The 20,737-nt window shown below is 40.1% G+C and carries 20 protein-coding genes; 8 read left to right on the top strand and 12 right to left on the bottom strand.

Annotated elements, in window-relative coordinates; genetic code table 11:
* The first annotated feature begins 34 nt into the window (after window positions 1–34).
* From CH352_RS07375 to CH352_RS07355, 5 genes are all read left to right on the top strand, one after another.
* Complete coding sequence (locus tag CH352_RS07375; protein ID WP_100706168.1) at window positions 35–1,384, top strand: PAS domain S-box protein; 1,350 nt, start codon at window positions 35–37, stop codon at window positions 1,382–1,384.
* Window positions 1,385–1,391: 7 nt separating this feature from the next.
* Entirely contained in the window at window positions 1,392–2,114 is a 723-nt protein-coding gene (locus CH352_RS07370) for a LytR/AlgR family response regulator transcription factor (protein ID WP_100706167.1), read from the top strand.
* A gap of 135 nt (window positions 2,115–2,249) precedes the next feature.
* Window positions 2,250–3,635 carry an MBL fold metallo-hydrolase RNA specificity domain-containing protein gene (locus CH352_RS07365; RefSeq protein ID WP_100706261.1) on the top strand — a complete coding sequence of 462 codons (1,386 nt, stop codon included), beginning with the start codon at window positions 2,250–2,252 and terminating at the stop codon, window positions 3,633–3,635.
* Window positions 3,636–3,776: 141 nt separating this feature from the next.
* On the top strand, window positions 3,777–4,454 hold the full coding sequence (locus tag CH352_RS07360) for a Crp/Fnr family transcriptional regulator (RefSeq protein ID WP_100706166.1): 678 nt from the start codon (window positions 3,777–3,779) through the stop codon (window positions 4,452–4,454).
* Window positions 4,455–4,496: 42 nt separating this feature from the next.
* Complete coding sequence (locus CH352_RS07355; protein ID WP_100706165.1) at window positions 4,497–5,165, top strand: dienelactone hydrolase; 669 nt, start codon at window positions 4,497–4,499, stop codon at window positions 5,163–5,165.
* Between the two features lie 3 nt (window positions 5,166–5,168).
* Here the strand turns inward: CH352_RS07355 and CH352_RS07350 are convergent, their stop codons facing one another.
* The 10 genes from CH352_RS07350 to CH352_RS07305 form a co-directional block, all read right to left on the bottom strand.
* Entirely contained in the window at window positions 5,169–5,921 is a 753-nt protein-coding gene (locus CH352_RS07350; protein WP_100706164.1) for a sulfite exporter TauE/SafE family protein, read from the bottom strand.
* A gap of 9 nt (window positions 5,922–5,930) precedes the next feature.
* The gene (gene ccoS / locus CH352_RS07345) at window positions 5,931–6,089 is read right to left on the bottom strand and encodes a cbb3-type cytochrome oxidase assembly protein CcoS (RefSeq protein ID WP_008591697.1); all 159 of its coding nucleotides are present in this window, start codon (window positions 6,087–6,089) and stop codon (window positions 5,931–5,933) included.
* Window positions 6,086–8,539 carry a heavy metal translocating P-type ATPase gene (locus tag CH352_RS07340; protein ID WP_100706163.1) on the bottom strand — a complete coding sequence of 818 codons (2,454 nt, stop codon included), beginning with the start codon at window positions 8,537–8,539 and terminating at the stop codon, window positions 6,086–6,088. The genes ccoS and CH352_RS07340 overlap by 4 nt, the downstream gene beginning before the upstream one ends.
* On the bottom strand, window positions 8,536–9,021 hold the full coding sequence (locus CH352_RS07335; RefSeq protein ID WP_100706162.1) for a FixH family protein: 486 nt from the start codon (window positions 9,019–9,021) through the stop codon (window positions 8,536–8,538). The genes CH352_RS07340 and CH352_RS07335 overlap by 4 nt, the downstream gene beginning before the upstream one ends.
* Window positions 9,011–10,378 (bottom strand): cytochrome c oxidase accessory protein CcoG, encoded by a 1,368-nt coding sequence (gene ccoG / locus CH352_RS07330; RefSeq protein WP_100706161.1) that lies wholly within the window; start codon window positions 10,376–10,378, stop codon window positions 9,011–9,013. The genes CH352_RS07335 and ccoG overlap by 11 nt, the downstream gene beginning before the upstream one ends.
* A gap of 37 nt (window positions 10,379–10,415) precedes the next feature.
* The gene (locus CH352_RS07325; RefSeq protein ID WP_100706160.1) at window positions 10,416–10,949 is read right to left on the bottom strand and encodes a cbb3-type cytochrome c oxidase N-terminal domain-containing protein; all 534 of its coding nucleotides are present in this window, start codon (window positions 10,947–10,949) and stop codon (window positions 10,416–10,418) included.
* A gap of 1 nt (window position 10,950) precedes the next feature.
* Window positions 10,951–11,097 carry a cbb3-type cytochrome c oxidase subunit 3 gene (locus tag CH352_RS07320; protein ID WP_100706159.1) on the bottom strand — a complete coding sequence of 49 codons (147 nt, stop codon included), beginning with the start codon at window positions 11,095–11,097 and terminating at the stop codon, window positions 10,951–10,953.
* 8 nt (window positions 11,098–11,105) lie between these two features.
* On the bottom strand, window positions 11,106–11,795 hold the full coding sequence (ccoO, locus tag CH352_RS07315) for a cytochrome-c oxidase, cbb3-type subunit II (RefSeq protein WP_100706158.1): 690 nt from the start codon (window positions 11,793–11,795) through the stop codon (window positions 11,106–11,108).
* A complete protein-coding gene (gene ccoN, locus CH352_RS07310; RefSeq protein ID WP_100706157.1) occupies window positions 11,792–13,231 on the bottom strand; it encodes a cytochrome-c oxidase, cbb3-type subunit I in 1,440 nt (479 codons plus the stop codon). The genes ccoO and ccoN overlap by 4 nt, the downstream gene beginning before the upstream one ends.
* 208 nt (window positions 13,232–13,439) lie before the next feature.
* The gene (locus CH352_RS07305) at window positions 13,440–14,717 is read right to left on the bottom strand and encodes an acetyl-CoA hydrolase/transferase family protein (protein ID WP_100706156.1); all 1,278 of its coding nucleotides are present in this window, start codon (window positions 14,715–14,717) and stop codon (window positions 13,440–13,442) included.
* Window positions 14,718–14,990: 273 nt separating this feature from the next.
* On the opposite strand from CH352_RS07305, the gene CH352_RS07300 reads away from it, so the two are divergent.
* Both CH352_RS07300 and CH352_RS07295 read left to right on the top strand, forming a co-directional pair.
* The gene (locus tag CH352_RS07300; protein ID WP_100706155.1) at window positions 14,991–18,131 is read left to right on the top strand and encodes an ATP-binding protein; all 3,141 of its coding nucleotides are present in this window, start codon (window positions 14,991–14,993) and stop codon (window positions 18,129–18,131) included.
* 19 nt (window positions 18,132–18,150) lie between these two features.
* Window positions 18,151–18,789, top strand: coding sequence for a LuxR C-terminal-related transcriptional regulator (locus tag CH352_RS07295; protein WP_100706260.1), 639 nt, complete (start codon window positions 18,151–18,153; stop codon window positions 18,787–18,789).
* A 25-nt stretch (window positions 18,790–18,814) separates the two neighbouring features.
* Here CH352_RS07295 and thiM read toward each other — a convergent pair whose 3' ends face one another.
* Complete coding sequence (thiM, locus tag CH352_RS07290; RefSeq protein WP_100706154.1) at window positions 18,815–19,606, bottom strand: hydroxyethylthiazole kinase; 792 nt, start codon at window positions 19,604–19,606, stop codon at window positions 18,815–18,817.
* A 201-nt stretch (window positions 19,607–19,807) separates the two neighbouring features.
* On the opposite strand from thiM, the gene CH352_RS07285 reads away from it, so the two are divergent.
* Window positions 19,808–20,053, top strand: a complete 246-nt coding sequence (locus tag CH352_RS07285) for a hypothetical protein (RefSeq protein ID WP_100706153.1) — start codon at window positions 19,808–19,810, stop codon at window positions 20,051–20,053.
* Window positions 20,054–20,075: 22 nt separating this feature from the next.
* On the opposite strand, the gene CH352_RS07280 is transcribed toward CH352_RS07285, so the two are convergent.
* Window positions 20,076–20,555, bottom strand: a complete 480-nt coding sequence (locus CH352_RS07280) for a hypothetical protein (protein ID WP_100706152.1) — start codon at window positions 20,553–20,555, stop codon at window positions 20,076–20,078.
* Window positions 20,556–20,737 lie beyond the last annotated feature (182 nt).

Here is a 20,737-nt window from a genome sequence, read left to right as displayed (position 1 = left end):
AATCTAACGATGACTTACGAGTATATAGCGATTTATGGGAAATGAAAGGCGACTGAAAGACGTTTTGGACAATATGCCTATCCTCTTCTTTTCCTTGGATGAGAACCTTAGGCCTGTTTCCTGGAACCATGAATGCGAAAGAGTTTTGGGATATTCTTTTATAGAGATCCTCAGCGACAGTAATTTCTCCTTTGGAAATTTGATCCCTGGAAGAGGAGAAGGTGAATCTTCAGGATTCGATCCGGGACTTTTGAATTCGGATTTTAAGAATTGGGAATTAGATCTGATCTCCAAAGAAGGAAAATCCAAGTTAGTTTCTCTTTCTAATATTTCGTCGGAGTTTCCACTTTTTGGTTCCACGAGTTGGTTTGTGGGAGTGGATATCACTCGGACCAAGGAGATCGAAAGAGAATTAACGAGCTCCTTGAAAGAACTTTCCGATTTTCAAACAGCGCTTAATGCGGTTTCTATTGTTGCGATTACCGACAAGGCCGGAACGATCATCTATGTGAACCAGAACTTTTGCGATATCAGCGGTTATTCCAGAGACGAATTATTAGGCCACACTCACCGCGTAGTCAATTCCGGCTATCATCCAAAGGAATTTTTTACCGACTTATGGAGAACTATTTCCAAAGGAAAGATTTGGAAAGGGGAAATAAAGAACAAAGCAAAAGACGGAAGATACTATTGGGTAGATACTACAATCTCTCCCATTTTAGACGGTAACGGAAAACCCTACCAATACTTGGCGATCCGTAACGATATCACCGAAAGAAAAGAAACGGAAGACAAGGCTAGACATACCGAAAACAATCTGAAGATCCTTCAGGATAGGATGAGTCCGCACTTTCTTTTTAATACATTGAGTATCATCCATTCTTATTTGCAGACGAATCCTGGACTTGCGGATTCGGCAATACTAATGCTTGCGGACAATTATAGATTCTTAATGGATCAGGCAAATCAGCAGCTTGTTCCTTTCGATATAGAATGGGAGTTTATGGAGAATTATCTTCAGCTTTTGAAACTCAGATTTTCCGACTTCTTGGAGGTCGAATCCGAAAAGTCTGGAAGTTTCAGGCAATGTCTGATCCCACCTTTGACCCTTCAACCTTTGGTAGAAAATTCGTACATACACGGTTTAAGAAATAAAAAAGGGAAGGGAAAGATAAGCGTCAAAGCCTCCATACAAGATGGCAAGACGATGGTGACGATTCGGGATAATGGAACAGGATTAAAGGATTCCAATATTAAATCCCGAAGTATCGCAAACATCTCCGAACGTCTAAAATTTTATCTTTACGGTTCGGAAGTGAAGATCGAGAATCATCCAGAGGGGGGCGCGATCGTCACGATCAGCTTTACAGCCGCAAAAAATTAGAAATAATATGGCCGAATGGAAAACACTTATCGTTGAGGACGAAGCGCCTACCAGGGAATTACTTGTTAATTATTGTTTAGCCCGTCCCGAATTAAAATTAGTCAAAGTCGCGAAAGATGGGGAAGAAGCTCTGGAATATCTCCAGAATGAGGAATTTCATCTTGCGTTTTTGGATATCAATCTTCCTATCCTTTCCGGTTTGGATATTTTGGAAAGACTGGAAAATCCTCCTTATATCATTTTTATTACTGCGTTAAGAGACAAAGCGATCGAGGCATTCGAATTTGGAGTGATCGATTATCTTCTTAAACCTTTTTCCAAAGAAAGGTTTTTTAAAGCGGTGGATCGGGCCGTGGATATTTTGGGGAATGAAGCGGGAAAACCCGTTAAGAATGTTTTTAACGAGCATGGACTTTTTATTTTAGAAAAGGAAAATCATTTTCTGATCCCATATGGAGAGATTACTTATATTTCTTCTCGAGATAATTTCAGCGTAGTGCATACGGAAAAAAGACAATATGTGACTTACAAGTCCTTAAAAAGTCTGGAGCAAAAACTTCCGCCCGGCAAGTTTTTGAGAATATATAAACAATACATAATCAACTTGGAAAAGTTATCCCATTTACAAAGTGATAATATGGGAAATTATTCGGTTCATTTAAAAGACGATGATGAAACTCAACTCCCGGTTGGAAGAAAATATATCTCCAAGATCAAGGAACTTCTCTAATTTCTCCCTGTGGTTTTGCCGTTTAAGAACTGATTTCCCCGAATTTCCCGTAAGCTATTGACTTAAGATGGAAATTTAATTATCCTTCTCTCTTTGCGGCAACTAGGAAGAATTGCGCCAAAAGGAGAATATAAAGTGGGGAATCAGAACGAACGTCTCGTTAGCTTACAATTTTTAGGAGGAGTAGGAACTGTCACAGGTTCTAAATACCTTTTAAAAGCATTCGGTAAGACCATACTGATCGATTGTGGGCTTTTCCAAGGTGAGAAAAAGCTGAGACTTCTAAACTGGGATTCTGACCAATTTTTTCCGACTGAAATTGATCATATTCTACTTACGCATGGACATTTGGACCATTGCGGATATTTGCCTAGAGCCGTCAAAAAGGGATTTAGGGGCAAAATATTCGGTACAAAACCTACATTAGAAGTATCTAATATAGTTCTGAGAGACAGCGCAAAATTACAGGAAGAAGACGCTGAACTTGCAAATTCAGGCGGGTATTCCAAACATAAACCCGCTTTTCCTTTATACGATAGTGATGATGCAGAAAAGACAATCAAACTATTTCACGCGGTAGAAATAGGTGAATGGTTCGATCTAGAACCTAATATACGATTTCGTTTTAGATATAACGGGCATATTTTAGGAGCAAGTTTCATTGAATTGAAGATTGGGAATAAGACACTTATTTTTTCAGGAGATATCGGAAGAGACGAGGACCCACTTCTATTTCCTCCGGAAAAGCCGGAAGAAGGAGATATTGTTCTAATCGAATCCACTTATGGAAATCGGATACACAGAGGAAATCCGATCAAACGTTTGGCGCAACTGATCCATGAATTCTCCACTTCAAAAGGAACTATTATCATTCCATGTTTTGCGGTAGAGAGAATACAAGCGGTCATGTATCTGATCTGGAAATTGATGAAAGAGGGAGAGATCCCGAATATTCCTGTCTACATGGATTCTCCCATGGGTTCTAAAGTTTTAGATTTATTTAATATTTATGGAAGCGAATGGCATAAGCTTAAAGAAGACGAATTAGCCGAACTCAAAGAAGATATAATTTGTATTACTGAATCTTCCGAAACCAAAAAAATAGTGAGCAAAAGAGGTCCTAAAATTGTGATCGCCGGAAGTGGGATGGCCACCGGAGGTCGTGTTCTTTCCTATTTAGAACATTCTTTAGGGGATCCTAATTCTTTAGTATTATTCGTTGGTTACCAAGCAAAGGAGACAAGAGGTAACAAATTGCTCAGAGGAGACACTGAGATCAAGATCCGAGGTAAATACCACGAAGTTAGATGCGACGTTCAGAATATAGACGGCTTATCTGCTCACGCAGACCAAACTGAGCTCATCAATTGGTTATCCAAGATCAAAACCCCGCCTAAAGAAGTGTTTATTGTGCATGGAGAAGAGGACGCAAGTAGGCTTCTGGGGAATCGGATCCGCAATGTATATGGCTGGGAAACTAAGATCCCGGAAAGAGGAGAAGTTTTCGAATTCGAAGTATAATCCGTGATTTGGGGGCCTCGGATTTTCACCCTGGAAATCCGCAGGAAATCACCCCAATCGGTAGGATCTCCCACCGGCCCTTGACCTTTGCTTCTTTCTCGCGTATGGTAAGAACATCGAGATAGAAAAGGGACTTAAAACATGACCAGCGCAGTAAAAATCGAAACTGAGACACACCGAGTTTTACCAAGGGAAATTTTTCCAAAAGAAAACCTTCTCCACCATGAACTTAATTTTACCCGTAGGAAGATTTCCAAAAACGAGATCTTATTCTCTCAAGGGGAACAGGCCAACGGATTTTATATAGTCGAGACCGGTTCCATCCGATCTTATAGAACTTCCGGTTCCGGAGAAAAACAGCATACATTCAAAATTTATCATCCAGGGAACTGGGTAGGGATCAGAGACGCTGCCATCGGCGGGAATTTTTTGCACCATGCAGTCGCACTTGTTGAATCAACAGTACTCTTTGTGGAAGAAGAAGAACTTCGAAGACTATTAAACTCAGATTCCGAATTCCAAAACTCGGTGTTTAGACAAGTGACTATCGAGGCGGTGGAAGCGGAGAATAAGATCTATTCTCTGGGAACTCGTCAAGTTCACGCGAAACTTTCAGAATTTTTATTACAATTATCAGAATCCCAAGACTCGGAAGAAGATCTTCCATTCACTCGCGAGATCATGGCATCCATGATCGGAGTGACTACAGAGACCTTGGTGCGCGCCTTGGCTGATTTTAAAAGCAGAGGTTGGGTGGAGATAGATAAAAGAAAAATAGTGATCAAAAATGAAGAGGCTCTTCTTCGTTTATTGGATTAAACTTCCGAACATTTTCTAAATCTAAAATTAAAGTTTTATAAAATGGTTCGGTATGATATTCAAACCACTCTAGACTTTCAGGTAAATCGGGTCCAACTAAAAGGAGAACTTTTTATTCCTAGCCAGGCTGTATTTTTAGCAGTTCTGGTTTTGGATGAAAAGGACGACAAATTTACGGATCGATTTTCTAAGATGAGGAATTTCCTTAATGAAAGGGGAGTGGCCACTCTTTTTCTAAAAGGTCTATTGACCCAAGAAGAAAGAGAGATCCACGCCAATCGTTCCGATGTCAATCTTCTGTCGGATCGCCTTTCCGAGATCACTAAGCAGATCAGAAATATCGAAGGCGCAAGTTCATTGAAAATTTCTTATATCGGTTCTTCTTCAATTGCGAGTAGAATGTTCCGTGCTGCTGGAAACGCGGATACTCAGGTGGAAAGTCTCATACTAATAGGAAATGGTCTTCAAGAATACAGCGGTAAGTTTTTGAATACTTCCGTATTGAATATTTTAGGTGAACTCGATTTTACGGGTAGAATAGTGAATCGTTCCGTCCTTTCTAAAATTGAGACTTCTATCAAAAAAGTCTATTTTGTGCCGGGATCCCCCAGTCATTTTGAAGATAGTAGCAAGTGGTTTCTAGTTTCAGAAGCAATACAGAAATGGTATCTCTTCCCTGAGAAAAGATCCAGGGAATTCTCCGAATTTTAAGATTTAGTGATGGTGGTGATGAGCGCCGCCTTCTTCCATTTTTTCTCCGGATTCAGAATGGTTATGAATATGATTCATTCTGAATAACATTAAGGAAATAGAAAGAAGAATGATCGCAAACCCTGCGAGTTTGAGTTTATCTTTTCCGAATTTTGCCAAGATCATTCTGAATCCTAATCCGAATCCGAAAAGTAGGGGAAAAGTCCCTAAAAAGAAGAAAAACATACTAAGGGCGCCGAACAAGGGCGAACCTGTCGCGAATGCCATTACGAACGCGGGATATAAGATCCCACAAGGTAAAAATCCTGTTAGCATCCCGAACATAAATCCGATCGCTAAGCGAGAACTTGGGCTCTTATTCTCTCTGAATTTTAAAAGTTTGGATCCAACCTTCGAAAATACTTTGGAGAAAAATCTATTTTGAGTCCAATCCTTTTGGATGAGAATTGAAACTCCAAAGAGCAGTATAAATACGGCTCCGAGCCAGGCCGCAAACTCTTGAGCAGGAAGTAATAGAGAAAGGCTTTGGTTTGTTACTTTTCCTAAAAATCCAAAACCTAATCCGATAGAAGTGTAAGAGACCAATCTTCCCAGATTATACAAAATTTGTAATAGGACCGGACTTGTTTTTTTGTCGGCCGGAGAAATTGTAAGATTTAAACTCCCAGCTAAAGGTCCGCACATTCCCAAACAATGAAAAGAGCCTGTTAACCCGTTTAAAAAAGATCCGAATAATATCGCAGAAGTCAGTTCCATGATGAATTCCTAATTCGATTTTTCCTGTTTATCTTCTTCAAATAACATCCTGTATTTCGGGCCTTCGATGTCTTCGTATTGGCCCGACTTGAAATTGAGTAGGAATACGTAAAATGCTCCGAAGGAGATCACGAGTGCGATCGGAATAGTCAGATACAAAGCGTTCATGTAAATACCCTATGTTTTAAAGAAATGGAATTTAATACTACTGTCAAGGAGCTCAATGTCATAAAACCCGCACAGATCACAGGAAGCATTAATCCGCTTGCTGCCAATGGGATCATTATGGAATTATAAACTAATGAAAGACAGATATTTTGAAGAATGACTCTTCTTGTTTTTCTGGCGATCAATATCGATTTTGGAAGAGAGTCCAATTTATCTTTTACGAGAATAATATCGGATTTATCCAAGGAAAGATCCGAACCCATTCCCATAGAAATACCGAGATCCGCCTGCGCAATACATGCAGAATCGTTGATCCCGTCTCCTACCATGAGGACTACTTCTCCGGAAGACTGAGCCTCTAAGATCCTCTCTTTCTTTTGGATCGGAGTTAGATTTGCTTTAAAGTTTTGGATCCCGAGTTCTTTGGAGAGCGTTTCCACTTTGGATGTAATATCACCCGATAATATTTCCATGTTAGAAATGAATGGTTTTAATTCTTGGATTGAGTCCTTTGCTTCTGGTCTTGCTTTATCCCTAAATTCCCAGGCGACTAATGGAATACCGTTTTCGGAAAGATGCACCCATCCGTCGTTTTCGGGTTTATTTTCCCAGGCAAAATTTTTCTTTCCTATGCGATATACCTTGTCTTGGAATTTGGCCTCCATTCCTTCCCCTGGAATTTCTTTGTAGGAGTTCCAACCTGTGAGATTTTCTGTAAAATCATCGCCAGGAATATGCTCAGAGAACTGCGGTGTATCGCTTGCGAACGCCTCAATGATCGATTTTGCGATCGGATGGGAAGAATTGGATTCTAATCGAATTGCGATTTCTCTATACTTAGAACGATTTTCTTCCAATGCGAAATATTTCTCCGCATTTAGTTCCAGTTTGCCCGTAGTCAAGGTGCCGGTTTTATCGAAGAAGATCCGATTTGCTTTTGCTAAAATTTCTACAGACTCAGGATTTTTAACGAGTGCACCTTCTTTGGATTGAAGAAGGTGGCTGATCACAAGCGCTGCTGGAACGCTCAATCCTAACGCGCAAGGGCAGGCAACTATCAATACACTGATCGTATTTAAGATTGCATCTTCAGTGGAATGGAATTTAAACCAGTAGATAAATGTTCCGATCGCAACGAATAGAACAACCTTTATGAATATTGCGGCCAGTTTATCCGTGCTTCTTTGGATTTTCGGTTTTGTTAATAAAGAATCTTCTAATATTCTGCCGATCTGTGCGAGAGAACTTTCGTTTGCATTGCCTTTCGCTTGGAATTTTACATCGGTGGAAAGCGAAACGGAACCCGCTTTGATCTCCGCTCCCGAGGATTTTCTGATCGGCTTACTTTCTCCAGTCAAAACGGATTCGTCGAAAAATGCTGTCTCGGATTCTAAGATCCCGTCTACAGGCGCTTTACTTCCTAAAGACAATCTGACTATATCTCCTCTTTCAATAGAAGAAGCGGAATGTTTAGACCAAATCCCTTTTTTGGAAACTTCGTATTCTTCTGGAAGGAGAGAGAGTAATTCTCCTATTTTTGCTCCCGCCTTGTAACGGATCATCGCCTCGAAGTATTTTCCAAGTAAAATAAAGAAATAAATAGTGCAGACCGAGTCGAAGTAAACTTCTCCTTTTCCTGAAATGGTTACGTAGATACTATAGAAGTAGGCGAGACTTACACCTGCGAATAATAATGTATCCATCCCAAGGAGTTTTCTTTTCCAGGATTCGTAAGCTCCTTTCCAGAACGGATAGCCTGAGTAGAAATATACAGGAGTAGCAAATATCCAGGAAATATAATGGAATAGATTCTTAATATTGAATTCCATTCCTTCGAAGTATCCCGCATATAGGCTTGCGGAGAATAACATGATATTTCCCCAGCAGAAGCCGGCCACTATCATCCGAATGCTCAGTTCTTGGAAGGGCTTTTCAACTTTAGATTCCGCTTTTAGTGGAGAATAAAGTTTGGCTTTGTATCCCAAACTTTCGATTGTTTTGATAATTTTTCCGAGTGCGATCTTAGAAAGATCGAATCCTACTTTGAGTCTTCCGGTTCCGAAATTGATCCTCGCTTCTTGGATCCCTTCCGTTTTTGTAAGAACAGTTTCAATCAACCATACACAAGCGGAACAATGCAGGTTTGTAACCGTGATATATACGTTTGAATCCGGACCATTCTTCTTTTCTAAATATTCGGAATATACGGATTCATTGTCCAATTCTTCCGGAGAAAATTTTTGGACTTCTTTATCAATCGGTTCTAAGGACTGGGTCCCTCTGATCTGGTAGAATTGATCGAGTCCGCTTTCGAGTAATAGATGGGAAATCTCCGCACATCCATTACAGCAATATTCTCTCTCTAATCCTTTTTCCGTTCTACGTATGGAAACCCCGTCTATTTCAGTATTACAATGAAAACATAATGTTTTGTTTTCTAATACTTTCAATTGGTTACCTTAACCGATACGGTCTTCTCCAAGGTGCCTTCCGGAATTTTGGCTGAAATGGAAATTCTCCATTCTCCCGGAAATGGAATGGATAACATTCCTTTGTATTTCCCCGGAGAAGTTTCCTTTAAAGTGATAATCTCATTGAATTTTTCAGTAGCGGTTTTATCCAATTGGACTTGGATTTGAGCATCCTTGATCTTTTGTTGCCCATGTTGGAATTCCAACTCAAGTTCTTGTTTTCCGGAGTGGAGGGCGCTCGGATTTTGGATCCAATTAGCCTGGAATCCGTAACCGGCCTCTATCATTTTTCTTTGAGAGAGGATGGACTGTTCGTATTTGAGCCCTTTTTCGTAATAATTTGAATCGATAGTAGGAGTATGTCCGGCTAATGCAAGTTTCACAGTGAAGAATGTAGCTACGAACAACGCCAGAAACGCGATCTTGATCACCCAAAAAGCTCTTTTTAAACTAACGTCCATGGACTATCCTCTCATCATTTTGTATTTGCCATCCGGAGATAGATACCGGAAGTAGGAATGGAACTGTTTCAGATTTAGAATATTCAAAATCCTGAATGTCTATCACTTTCAGCTTGATATCATGACTTCTTCTTTTGGCGTCTTGGTCTGCTATTTTCAGTTCTATAAATAGCCTGTATCTTTCTTCCGAGTTGCCTTTTAGTTCTACTACGGCTTCTTCCGTTCCACCTACGAGTATTCTTCTTTCTCCCTGCAAATCCGAGTTTTCTATTTCGAATTTTAGAGTTCTATCTTTGGAAGTCAAATTTTGCATTTGTACTTCGTAGAAGTTCCGAACAACCCCGTTTTGTACCATCATAGGTTGTATATTTCTATCTGGAAGAACGGATAAATAGAGTGGAACTCGTTTGGATAATAAGATCCCGATGGAGGAAATTGTAAGTATTAAGAAAAATGCATAAATGATAGTTCTTGGACGGATCCAACGAATAACGGATCCTTTTTCGGAGATTTGGTTTTCCGACCAATATCCTATTAGGGTTTTCTTATTTTCCTTAGCCATTTGTTTTGTGCATGCATCGGAACATTTTCCGCAGGCGATACACCAAGGATTGGCTCCTTCTCTGATATCTATCCCAGTAGGACATACTACAAGGCACATATTACATGCGGTACAGTCGCCAATTTTAGTAGTGCCCTTTCTTCTTGGCTCTCCTCTTACATAATCGTAAGTAATATTGACTGAATGATTGTCCATCATCACTGTTTGGAAACGCGCGTAAGGACAGCCGTATTTACAAAATTGTTCTCGGATAAATGCGATATCCGCATACATCGCGAAAGTGAAAAATCCTAGAAATAGGGACCAAGTTGGAAAACCTGAATTAGGATTTTTGAAATAAGAGATCATTTGGTATGGATCCGCAAAATAAGAGATCCAGGCAAAAGACGCGGCAAAACTGACTAGGATCCAAGCGATATGTGTTAAAACAACTAAAGCCGGATTCGAATCTTTCTTTCCGTACTTGGTATCTTGGATCTTTCTTCCTATCCAATCGAAAATATCCGAATAGATTGTTTGAGGGCAGGCCCATCCACACCAAACTCTACCGATCAGGGTGGTGAAGAAGAAAAGACAAAGTCCCGCTGCGATCAGAAATAAATGAAGAAAGTATCCTTCTTGAGGAATAAAAATATGACCGAATAGAAAAAACTTTCTATCCGGTATATCCAATCGGATAACTTGAAATCCGTCCCAGCGAATCCAAGGCGTTATAAAAAAGAGAAGAACCAAGAATACCTGGACGTAATTTCTTGCGGTCCTTATCTTTCCCTGCATTGGTCTTGAAATGATCATTTTGCCCCTCCTTATGATCCTCTGAGACGGTTTAAACTTATTTGGAAGATTTTAGCTCCGGATTTTTCGAGGCCAACCATGCAAGCACTTGGTAAACTTTTTCGGAACCTAATGAGTTCTCATGTGCAGGCATTGGTCCTCTGCCTAGTTTAGCTCTTTCTACTGAAATTCCCTTCATAACGGTTTCATAAAGTTCTACATCCGTGTTTCCGTGTAGCCATTCTTTATCCATTAGATTTGGGCCGACTAAACCTTCTCCAGTCGGTCCGTGGCAAGCAACACAATACGTTTGGAATGTTTTTTGTCCCGCATTGATTGCGTCTTGATTTCCTCTAAACGGATTGGATCCGTCTTTTGATTCAACTGCAACGTTACGATTTGGAAATTCTTTCTCATATTCCTGTACTTGGGAAGCGTAATACTCGTTTGTTCCCCAATCGGAAAAAACGTGAAAGTATACCGCATAAAACCCGGCAAAAAGGATACATCCTAAGAATACCCATTTCCACCATTCAGGAAGAGGATTGTCGGACTGTCTGATCCCGTCGAATTCCTTGTTTGGATCGCTCATATTAATCCTCCTCCAACATTCTGAATTTAGGTTTTTCCATTCTTTCCTTTCTGGAACTTCTATATACGTATAGTATGATCGTAAATATTGAAATTACCAGGACAGGAAGCCTTAGTGATTTATAAATTTGTAATGTGTCGAGATCCATATTTTACCTCACTGTAAACTTTTGGACAATTCGGCGGTATCTCTTCCCAATTTAAGCAGATACGCGATAAGCGCGTCACCCGCCGTTTTGCCAGCCAACAAAGTGTTGGCGGAAGCGATATCTTCTTCAGTATAAGGAACTCCAACTTTTCGGAGTCCTCTCATATGGTCCGCGATCTTAGAAGCATCTATGATAGAAGATTCTTCGAATAACCAAGGATAAGCAGGCATAATGGATCCTTTCGCTGTATCTCTCGGATTGATCAAATGTGTCTTATGCCATTCTGCAGAAGGTTGGATCTGGGATTCATGAGCTAGATCCGGTCCTGTTCTTTTGGATCCCCATAAGAAAGGGTGGTCGTAAACATATTCTCCCGCTTTAGAATATCCATCTTTTCCGTAAGAATGTCCCGGGTCGAAACGATCTACTTCCCATTTGAATGGACGTATCATCTGAGTGTGACAGTTATTACATCCTTCCTTCTGATAAACGTCTCTTCCCGCTAATTCCAATGCGTTATACGGCTTTACGTTCTGGATAGGCTCCGCCGTTTTCGTAAGAAAGAATGGAGGGACCAGTTCGAATAATCCCCCAGCCAAGATCGCGATCGTGGTATAAAGAGTGAATTTGACTGCGTGTTTTTCCCACTGATCGGTAAAACCGGAGAACCAATCCAATAATTTGTCGAACCAATTCATACAACTTTCTCCTCTTTTGATCCGATCCTTAGATCGATTTCCTTGAACCCGGAGCCGGCGTTCAAGATAGTGCGGACAACATTATAGATCATGATAAGCAGTCCGATCAAATATAGACCACCTCCGATACCTCGGAATAATCTATAAGGTTTCAGAGTTTCAGTGATCTGCACCCAGTTCGGGAATTTTAGGGCGCCTGTTTCGTCTATCGCTCTCCACATTGAGCCTTCGCTGATACCTGATACCCACATGGATACGATATACAATAAGATCCCAAGCGTCGCTACCCAGAAGTGAGTGTTAGCAAGTTTCTCAGAGAATAGATTCGTATTCCATAATCTAGGTACTAAGTAATAGATGACCGCGAACGACATCATTCCCACCCAACCTAAGGTTCCGCCGTGAACGTGTCCAATGATCCAGTCAGTGTTATGACCTAAACCGCTGACAGCTCTAATGGAAAGAAGAGGACCTTCGAACGTGGACATACCGTAGAATGTTAGTCCTACTAAGAGCATCTTTAAAGTAGCGTCGGTTTTGATCTTTTGTTTCGCCTGAGTTAGGGTCAAAAATCCGTTCAACATACCACCCCAAGAAGGCATCCATAACATGATACTGAATACCATACCTGTGGTTTGTAACCAATCAGGAAGTGGAGAATAAAGTAGATGGTGAGGACCTGCCCAAATATACAGAAAGATCAAACTCCAGAAGTGAATGATGGAGAGTCTATGACTGTAGATTGGTTGTTTGATGTGTTTGGGAAGATAGTAATACATTAATCCCAAGAAAGGAGTAGTGAGAACGAAGGCTACCGCGTTGTGTCCGTACCACCATTGGATGTTTGCGTCATACACACCGGAGTAGACCGAATATGATTTGAACCAACTTACCGGAATGGAAAGGTTATTAACTATAAATAGGATCGGGATAGTGACCCAAGACGCGATATAGAACCAGATCGCGGAGTATAGTTGCTTTTCTTCACGCGTAAAGATCGTCGCAAAATAGTTGATTAGGAATATCACAAACCAGATCACGATCATTAGGTCCAAAGGCCATTCCAATTCAGCATATTCCTTGGATTGGCTTAAGCCTAAAGGTAAAGTGATGGCTGCTGCTGCTATCGTAAGGTTGTATAGAAATAAGTGTAAATACGAAAGCTTGTCGCTCCAAATCTTTACTCTACAAAGTCTTTGCACCGTATGATAAGCTGTCGCGAATATAATACTCAATGCGAAACCGAAAATTGCCGCATTCGTATGTAAAGGTCTCAGCCTGCCGAAAGTGAAGTAGGGTCCGAAATTTAATTCAGGATATACCATTTGGAAAGCGATCCATACTCCTACAAGCATGGAAGCCACACCCCAAACCAATCCCGATATCAAAAATCCTTTGACGATCGTATCGTTATATTTTTGTTCTGAAGAACTCATTCTTGATCTCTCCGGTATTTTCCGTGAAGGATAATTCCACATTTAGATGGGAATGTCGAAACGCAAGGAATCCGACTTCTTCTTCCTTCAAAACGGTCTTGATAATTGTCAACAGGATTGTTATGATATGAACTAGGCTGTCAATAAATTAGTGTTTAATGAAATTCTAATGTACGAAAGAATGTGCCTAAATTTTCGATTTTGAGAATTAAAATCCTTTGAATCTTTCGAAAGCTTCTCTTTCCAGGGATTCTCTGTGATTCGGGTGAGCGATTTGCGTAAGGAGTTTAGCTCTTTGTTTCAGATTTTTACCGTAAAGATCTGCAATACCGTATTCTGTGATTATATAATGAACATTTGCTCTGGTGGTGGTTACACTTGCTCCAGGTTGTAGGATCGGAGCTATCCTGGATTTTCCGTGAGAAGTAACGGAAGGAAGCGCAATGATCGGTTTTCCTCCTTCGGAAAGAGAAGCTCCTCGGATAAAATCCATTTGTCCTCCCACTCCTGAATATTGTCTGGTCCCGATTGAATCCGCACATACTTGGCCGGTCAGATCCACTTCGATCGCTGAATTGATCGCAGTTACTTTAGGATTTTTACGGATGTTTGAAGTATCGTTGATATAACCTATATCTAAAAATACAACTTCCGGATTATCATCCACGAAATCGTAAAGTTTTCTGGTTCCCATAACGAATCCCGTTACTATTTTTCCGGGATGGATCTTTTTGTTTTTACCCGTGATAATCCCTTTTTCGACCAAAGGAATTACACCGTCTGAAAACATTTCCGTATGAATTCCTAGATCTTTATGATTTTGTAAACAAGAGAGAACTGCATCAGGAATGGCTCCGATCCCCATTTGTAAAGTAGCCCCGTCTTCTACAAGACCCGCTATATATTCTCCTATCTTGGCCTCAACTGGGTCGGGTTGAGTATGTTTTGCTTCTAATAACGGAATATTACCTTCTACTAATTTATGGATTTTGTTTATATGAATGATCCCATCTCCGTGGGTCCTTGGCATAAAACGATTTACCTGAGCGATTACCATATTTGCTGAATCCACCGCTGCTTTGCAAATATCCACGGAAACACCCAAAGAACAGAAGCCGTGTTTGTCAGGAGGAGAAACACTGATCAGTGCCACATCCAAGGGGAGTATTTTTTTTCTGAATAGAGAAGGGCATTCGCTTAAAAAAACAGGAAGATAATCCGCTCTTCCTTCTTTCACTGCTTCTCTCATGTTTGCGCCCACGAACAGAGCGTTTGTATGAAAGGAAGGTTCCATTCCATTTTGTGCATACGGAGCTTCTCCTTCCGTATGGATATGGACCATCTCAATATTTTGTAGTTCGGATGCCCTGGCGCTTAATGCTTCCACTAAAAGTTTAGGAGAAGCGAATACACTGTGAATGAAAACTCTCTGGTCGTTTTTGATCTCTGAAACCGCATCTTTCGGGGAAACAAAATGTAAATCCATATCGGAATAGTTTTCTTATTTTAACCTAGTAGAAGTCAAGGGACAAAATTTTAGAGAATGTATTGATATTTCCTAGTTTTTGCCCTGTAGAAAAATATCTCCAAAGATCTATACCTTTGAAGCTCGATTAGTGGACGATGGGAAGAAGGTCAGCTGGATCGAAGAAATCCCTAGAATAAGGGAGAATCTTACTTCTTCTATTTCTTTACTGACTACTCTGTAGAAACATTAAAAAGGTTTATAAATCCGGAATAGTCTGAAGAATCAGTGCAGATGGTTTCCGTTTTCTCTCAAAAAATCCAAGGAGTTTTGCTGATCTCGATCTTATTCTTCAGTTTGGGATGTGAGTCCGGATTTTTTTCAAAGAAAAAACCGAAAGTTGAAAATGGAATATTAGACCTAAGAAATCATTGGGACTTCGGAAAAGAAGAGCCCCTCAGTATAGAAGGTGATTGGGCATTTTATTGGTCCCAATTATTTTCGGAGATCAAAAATCCATTGAAGTCGGATTTGGATCCGACTCAAAAATCAAAAGAGCAAATCAAATTCGGAGATGTTCCGAATGTTTGGAACGAATACAAGGACCAAAAGTATCCCGGTTTCGGATATGCAACTTATAAGATACTTGTTCGTTTGGAAAAACCGGAAACGGAAATGGCAATCAAGATGTTGGAAGCTTCCACATCATATACACTTTATGTAAATGGAAAGAAAGTAATCTCAAGCGGGGTAGTTGGCAAAACTCCCGAGACAAGTGAGCCCTTATACAGACCCGGAGTGAGTGAAATATTCGACTTAGGAATAGAGAACGAAATTGCGATAGAGATCTCTAATTTTTCCCATTTTAAAGGAGGTCCATGGGCAAAGATCTTTATTGGAAAAAGAAAGGATCTGGTTTCCATACGCCAAAGTAATGTAAGATTGGATCTGTTCGTAGGCGGAGGACTTTTTGTTTTAGGTTTATACCACCTGAGCTTATTCGCATTCCTAAGAAGGGAAACTTCCACGCTTTATTATGGAATTCTAACGATCTGTTCTACCATTCGTATTTTGATCACTGGTGAAAGAATATTATATTCTATTTTGCCGAATTTCGATTTTGAATGGGGTTATAGATTAGAATTAATATCCAGCTTTTTGATCGCGATATTCTTTCCTTTATTTATTCGGACCTTATATCCGGATGAGATAAACAAAAAAGTTATTCGATTTTTAACTAGTATTGTTATCGGACTTTCTTTTGTCGTGTTATTCTTTCCCTTGGTCATCTATTCCAAAACAGTTTCTATTTTTGGAATTACAGTTTCCATTGCTTGCGTTTACCTCGTATACGTTTTTTGGAAAGCGATGCGAAATAAGAAGTTAGGAGCCGATGTAGGCTTATTCTTCTTTCTTCTGTTTTTTGCTGTAGTAACAAATGATATACTATATGCAAATATGATTATAAATACTGCATACTTCTCTTCTTATGGAGTGGCTTCCTTCTTCGTGGCCCAGGCGTTTATGGTCTCGCAAAGATTTACAAGCGCCTATAAACTTTCCGAAAAATTAGCTCATGATCTACAGGAATCCAACCAAAGATTGATTTCATTGGACAAATTGAAGGATGAGTTTTTAGCAAATACATCTCATGAATTGAGGACTCCATTACAAGGGATCATCGGTATTGCCGATTCTTTGAAAAGAGGAGTGGGCGGTCCGTTATCCCAATCGGTGGAAAGACAATTGGGAATGATAGTCACTAGCGGACAAAGACTGTCCAGTTTAGTGAACGATATTATAGATTTTTCTAAATTAAAACATAAGGACTTAACTCTAAATTTAAGATCCGTGGATCTATACCAAGCGGTGAATTTCACTCTGGAATTAAATAGGATCTCTATTGACGAGACTAAGATCAAATTAGTGAACGCGATCTTACCCGAGTTTCCGGATTTACTCGCGGATGAGAATAGATTACAACAGATCCTTCAAAACTTAGTGAGTAACGCGATTAAATTTACGGAAAAGGGAGAGATCGTAGTCAGCGCTCGGATCAAGGCACTTGGAATTGCAGAGATCAGTGTAAAAGATACCGGGATCGGGATCGATCCTACGGAACATCAGAAAGTATTCGAATTTTTTGAACAGGTGGATAGAGGGGATTCTAAAAATAGTTCCGGTGCAGGTCTCGGGCTTTCAATCAGCAGAGCATTGGTTGCGTTACATGGAGGGGAAATTGGAGTTGAATCCAGTCCAGGCTCGGGTTCTCGTTTTTATTTTACCATTCCGTTAGTATCCGGAAAAATCCCGAAATCCGACGGAAAAGAATTAAAAAATTATAAAGAAGGAAATCACCCGGGCGCTACTGTTACTCTTCAAAATGGATCTTCCGATTCGGAGAAGACTGCCAGGATCTTGGTGGTAGACGACGAGCCTGTGAACTTACAGGTAATACAAAACTATCTTTCCTTACGAAATATTTCCTCAGTCACTGCAAAAAGTGGAATGGAGGCCTTGGAAATATTACAAAAAGATAAGGCGTTCGACGTTGTTATCTTGGATGTAATGATGCCTAAAATGTCCGGCTTAGACACTGCCAGGGAGATCCGTAAGACGCTTAGTACATTAGAACTTCCCATCCTGATGTTGACCGCAAAAAATCAGGACAAGGATCTGATGGCAGCATTGAATAATGGTGCGAACGATTATCTACTCAAACCTTTCGATTTTGAGGAATTGATCTTACGGATTAATAATTTACTCGCTTTGGCGGACGGCCACAAGAGTCGCCTAAACCAAGAGAATGAAAAAAGGGAAGCTGTGAATCATGTAAGGCAAAGGATCAATATAGACTTACATGATCACTTAGGCGGAAAGCTCACAGATCTAAAGTTTTTATCCGAAGAATTAATGTCCCAAAACCAAGAAGACAGACCGATTTTCAAAAAGATCAACGAGGCAGTGAATCAATCCATCCATATCCTGAGAGAACAGATGTTGAAAATAGAAGATCTTGGTTTACTGTCCGAAAATTTTATCACAGGTATCAATTTAGTCTTACTCAGAAGATATTCCGATGTGGAAAGGGACTTAGAATTCGAATGCCAAGATGAACTACTTCAATTTTTTGAAGAAGAAAAGAAAGAAACTTCTATCATTGAACTTTATAGTATTGTAAACGAGATCACGAATAACGATCTAAAATACGGGCAAGGTGTAGCCAAATGGAATTTCTATTTGGAAAATGGGAACCTGATCACGGAAATGAATGTGGAATCTTCTTATCATCTGAAAAAACATAAAACGGGAAGGGGTACGGAAAATCTGATCTATAGGATTTCCGGTCTGGGTGGAAAAGTGGAAATGTCTTTAGTCGAAAACATATATAAAATAAAAATAAATATCCCAATCGGAAATTTTTCCGTAAAATAATAAAGGTGTGAATACTAACATGAAGAATTCGGAAATCAAAGTAGGAATCGTAGAGAACGACGAAAGTTTTAAGGACCAGATCCTAAAGACCCTCGAATCTATTCCGGAGATAGGCGGAGTATTCCATTGGGAATCTGCGGAATCCTTTTGGGAAGATGAGAAGGGGAGATCCTTAGATATTATTTTTCTAGATATCATGTTGGCTGAAATGAACGGGGTAGAACTTGCCGGAAAAATTTCTGCAAGAGACCCTGATATCTCCAAAATTATGCTCTCTAATATGAATTCGGACGAACTAATTTATGAATCCTTAAAGAACGGTGCGATCGGTTATATCTTAAAATCGGAATTAAAGGATATTGCTGATGTAGTGGATACCGTCTTAAAGGGAGGAGCAATCATCACTCCTACTATCGCTTTCCGGGTGTTAAACAGTTTTAAACAAAAAGATTATTCAGGAGAATTTAAACTCACTCCAAAAGAGAAACAGATCCTGGACGAAATGGTAAAAGGAAAAACGATCGGAAGAGTAGCTGAATTCCTAAAAGTCAGCAAGTATACGGTCCAGCATCACGTGAAGAATATATACAAAAAACTAAATGTACATAACAGAGCCGAATTGGTTAGAAAGGCGAGTGATATAGGATTATTACCGTAAGCAGACAATAAGCCACGCGGACTTTTTAGATCCCGAGATTAGTCAGCTCGTCTAAAAATGTTACTGCGAAACTTCCTGTGCCTGAGGACTTTTCCGCGGCTCTCGAACCTGCAATTGCAAAAACAGCGGATGCAGATACTGCAGCACGTAATGGATCTTTTTGAACGCCTAAGAAGGACGCAATCAAAGCTCCTAAAGAACATCCTACACCTGTAACTTTGGTCATAAAAATATGACCGCCTGGAACGGCGATAGTCTCTTTACCGTCGGTGATATAATCTACTTCTCCGCTAACTGCAACTACAGCCTCACTTCTTGTCGCAAGCTCCTGAGCAAGAGGTAACGCGTCGAAAGAAGAAGCAGTCGAATCCACACCTTTTCCTCCGCCTACTGCACCTGCAAGTGCCAATATTTCGGAAGCGTTTCCTCGAATGATAGTAGGCTTATATTGTAAAAGTTCTTTTGCGACTTCGGTTCTAAATTTAAGAGCACCTACTGCGACTGGATCTAAAACCCAAGGAGTCCTCGCTTTTTGGGCCGCGATTGCTGCTGACTTCATTGATTTGGCATCAAAGCTAGTGATGGTCCCAACGTTAATCAGCATTCCACTCGCGATCGCAGCAAATTCGGAAACTTCTTCTTCCGCAATAACCATAGCAGGAGAGGCTCCGGCTGCCAGAAGCACATTTGCGGTCCAGTTTGTGACTACGATATTTGTGAGCACATGAGTTAGAGGTGCATGTTTACGAACTTCCGCAAGATCGGAAACGATCTCAGGAGAAGGCCAAGTCTTTTGGGGAATATCTGAGGCTGACATACTTACAATGTATAATAGTCAGGATTCACTAAAAAAGTCGATCTATTACTCAAGAGACTCATGACCTTAGGTCGGCTTCTTAACACTTATCTTAATATTTTTTGCAAATTTTTTTGAATTTGTAAGACATAGTGTAGGGATTTTTTATAAGTTCCGTCTACATTACTAATCACTCTTATCTAGTTTCATTAGGGAGGAATAATGAAGGGAAGGATTGCCGGCATCAATGAGAAGTCGAACAAAATGATCATACTTACCGAACACGGGTATACTTTCGGGATCGGTAATGTTGAATACATGCAATTAGATCATGTAATCACCGGCGAACTGAGAAGTAGCGGGACTGAGATCCTAACTAATATTACTTCCGGAGACGACTTCGTATTAGATATAGAGGCTTACGATTGCTCCAAAGAGATCGCACTGACTCTATTGAACGCGGAATGATTTTTTAGATCTCTTTTATTTTTCAGAATGCCCCAGAAAAGAACAACACTACGGGATCCCATCCTAGGGCTGCCTGACAGGTTCCAGTTATTGCTAAGAATTTAGTTTTCGTGACTAAATCTTGGCAAGATGCAGCCTCTATAAGTATCTTGCATTGTCTTACAAGATTTCGTTTGGGAAAATCATAGTCTGTGGATCCTGCGCATTCTTGACCTATAATATCACCTAACGGAAAACAACCCGAATATTTTTCCCCAGCCAGAATCGTTAAGCCAGTAAACGGAATAAGAAAGCTATCTATATTCGGACAATTTATCTTTTGATATAATGACGCTTTGATTTCTTGTCTAGCTTCGTTTTGGGTCATTCGAGCGTCATTATCGATTTCCGCTTTAAGCTCATTCGGGATTTCGCCTATAGAGCAAGACAAGATGTTTATCAGAAAAAGCGGAATAATAAATCGGTATGTAAGGATATTTTCAAAACGAACATTACGTTCCATATTCTATACCTCAATTGGGGTAGCAGATATCGTTACTTTTTGGATTTAATAAAAACCATAAAAGTGCTGTTAGTTCCTGTAGAACTAAGAACTGAATAAAGAATAGTCAAGATTTTTTGAAAGGCTTTCTTGAACCCTTAGTGTGTATAAAATCCGAAGCCGGGAGTTCCCGACTTCGGAGA

It is taken from the genome of Leptospira hartskeerlii, from assembly GCF_002811475.1.
Lineage (GTDB): Bacteria > Spirochaetota > Leptospiria > Leptospirales > Leptospiraceae > Leptospira_B > Leptospira_B hartskeerlii.
This window is presented reverse-complemented; position numbering and strand designations above follow the sequence as displayed.

What these genes read in the sequence shown, in the direction of transcription:
- CH352_RS07335 (WP_100706162.1), bottom strand. Translation starts at nt 9,021, where the DNA reads ATGGACGTTAGTTTAAAAAGAGCTTTTTGGGTGATCAAGATCGCGTTT.
- CH352_RS07295 (WP_100706260.1), top strand. Translation starts at nt 18,151, where the DNA reads ATGAAGAATTCGGAAATCAAAGTAGGAATCGTAGAGAACGACGAAAGT.
- CH352_RS07320 (WP_100706159.1), bottom strand. Translation starts at nt 11,097, where the DNA reads ATGGATCTCGACACATTACAAATTTATAAATCACTAAGGCTTCCTGTC.
- CH352_RS07280 (WP_100706152.1), bottom strand. Translation starts at nt 20,555, where the DNA reads ATGGAACGTAATGTTCGTTTTGAAAATATCCTTACATACCGATTTATT.
- ccoS (WP_008591697.1), bottom strand. Translation starts at nt 6,089, where the DNA reads ATGAACGCTTTGTATCTGACTATTCCGATCGCACTCGTGATCTCCTTC.
- CH352_RS07285 (WP_100706153.1), top strand. Translation starts at nt 19,808, where the DNA reads ATGAAGGGAAGGATTGCCGGCATCAATGAGAAGTCGAACAAAATGATC.
- CH352_RS07375 (WP_100706168.1), top strand. Translation starts at nt 35, where the DNA reads ATGGGAAATGAAAGGCGACTGAAAGACGTTTTGGACAATATGCCTATC.
- CH352_RS07300 (WP_100706155.1), top strand. Translation starts at nt 14,991, where the DNA reads ATGGTTTCCGTTTTCTCTCAAAAAATCCAAGGAGTTTTGCTGATCTCG.
- ccoO (WP_100706158.1), bottom strand. Translation starts at nt 11,795, where the DNA reads ATGAATTGGTTCGACAAATTATTGGATTGGTTCTCCGGTTTTACCGAT.
- CH352_RS07305 (WP_100706156.1), bottom strand. Translation starts at nt 14,717, where the DNA reads ATGGATTTACATTTTGTTTCCCCGAAAGATGCGGTTTCAGAGATCAAA.
- CH352_RS07350 (WP_100706164.1), bottom strand. Translation starts at nt 5,921, where the DNA reads ATGGAACTGACTTCTGCGATATTATTCGGATCTTTTTTAAACGGGTTA.
- CH352_RS07355 (WP_100706165.1), top strand. Translation starts at nt 4,497, where the DNA reads ATGGTTCGGTATGATATTCAAACCACTCTAGACTTTCAGGTAAATCGG.
- ccoN (WP_100706157.1), bottom strand. Translation starts at nt 13,231, where the DNA reads ATGAGTTCTTCAGAACAAAAATATAACGATACGATCGTCAAAGGATTT.
- ccoG (WP_100706161.1), bottom strand. Translation starts at nt 10,378, where the DNA reads ATGATCATTTCAAGACCAATGCAGGGAAAGATAAGGACCGCAAGAAAT.
- CH352_RS07370 (WP_100706167.1), top strand. Translation starts at nt 1,392, where the DNA reads ATGGCCGAATGGAAAACACTTATCGTTGAGGACGAAGCGCCTACCAGG.
- CH352_RS07325 (WP_100706160.1), bottom strand. Translation starts at nt 10,949, where the DNA reads ATGAGCGATCCAAACAAGGAATTCGACGGGATCAGACAGTCCGACAAT.
- thiM (WP_100706154.1), bottom strand. Translation starts at nt 19,606, where the DNA reads ATGTCAGCCTCAGATATTCCCCAAAAGACTTGGCCTTCTCCTGAGATC.
- CH352_RS07360 (WP_100706166.1), top strand. Translation starts at nt 3,777, where the DNA reads ATGACCAGCGCAGTAAAAATCGAAACTGAGACACACCGAGTTTTACCA.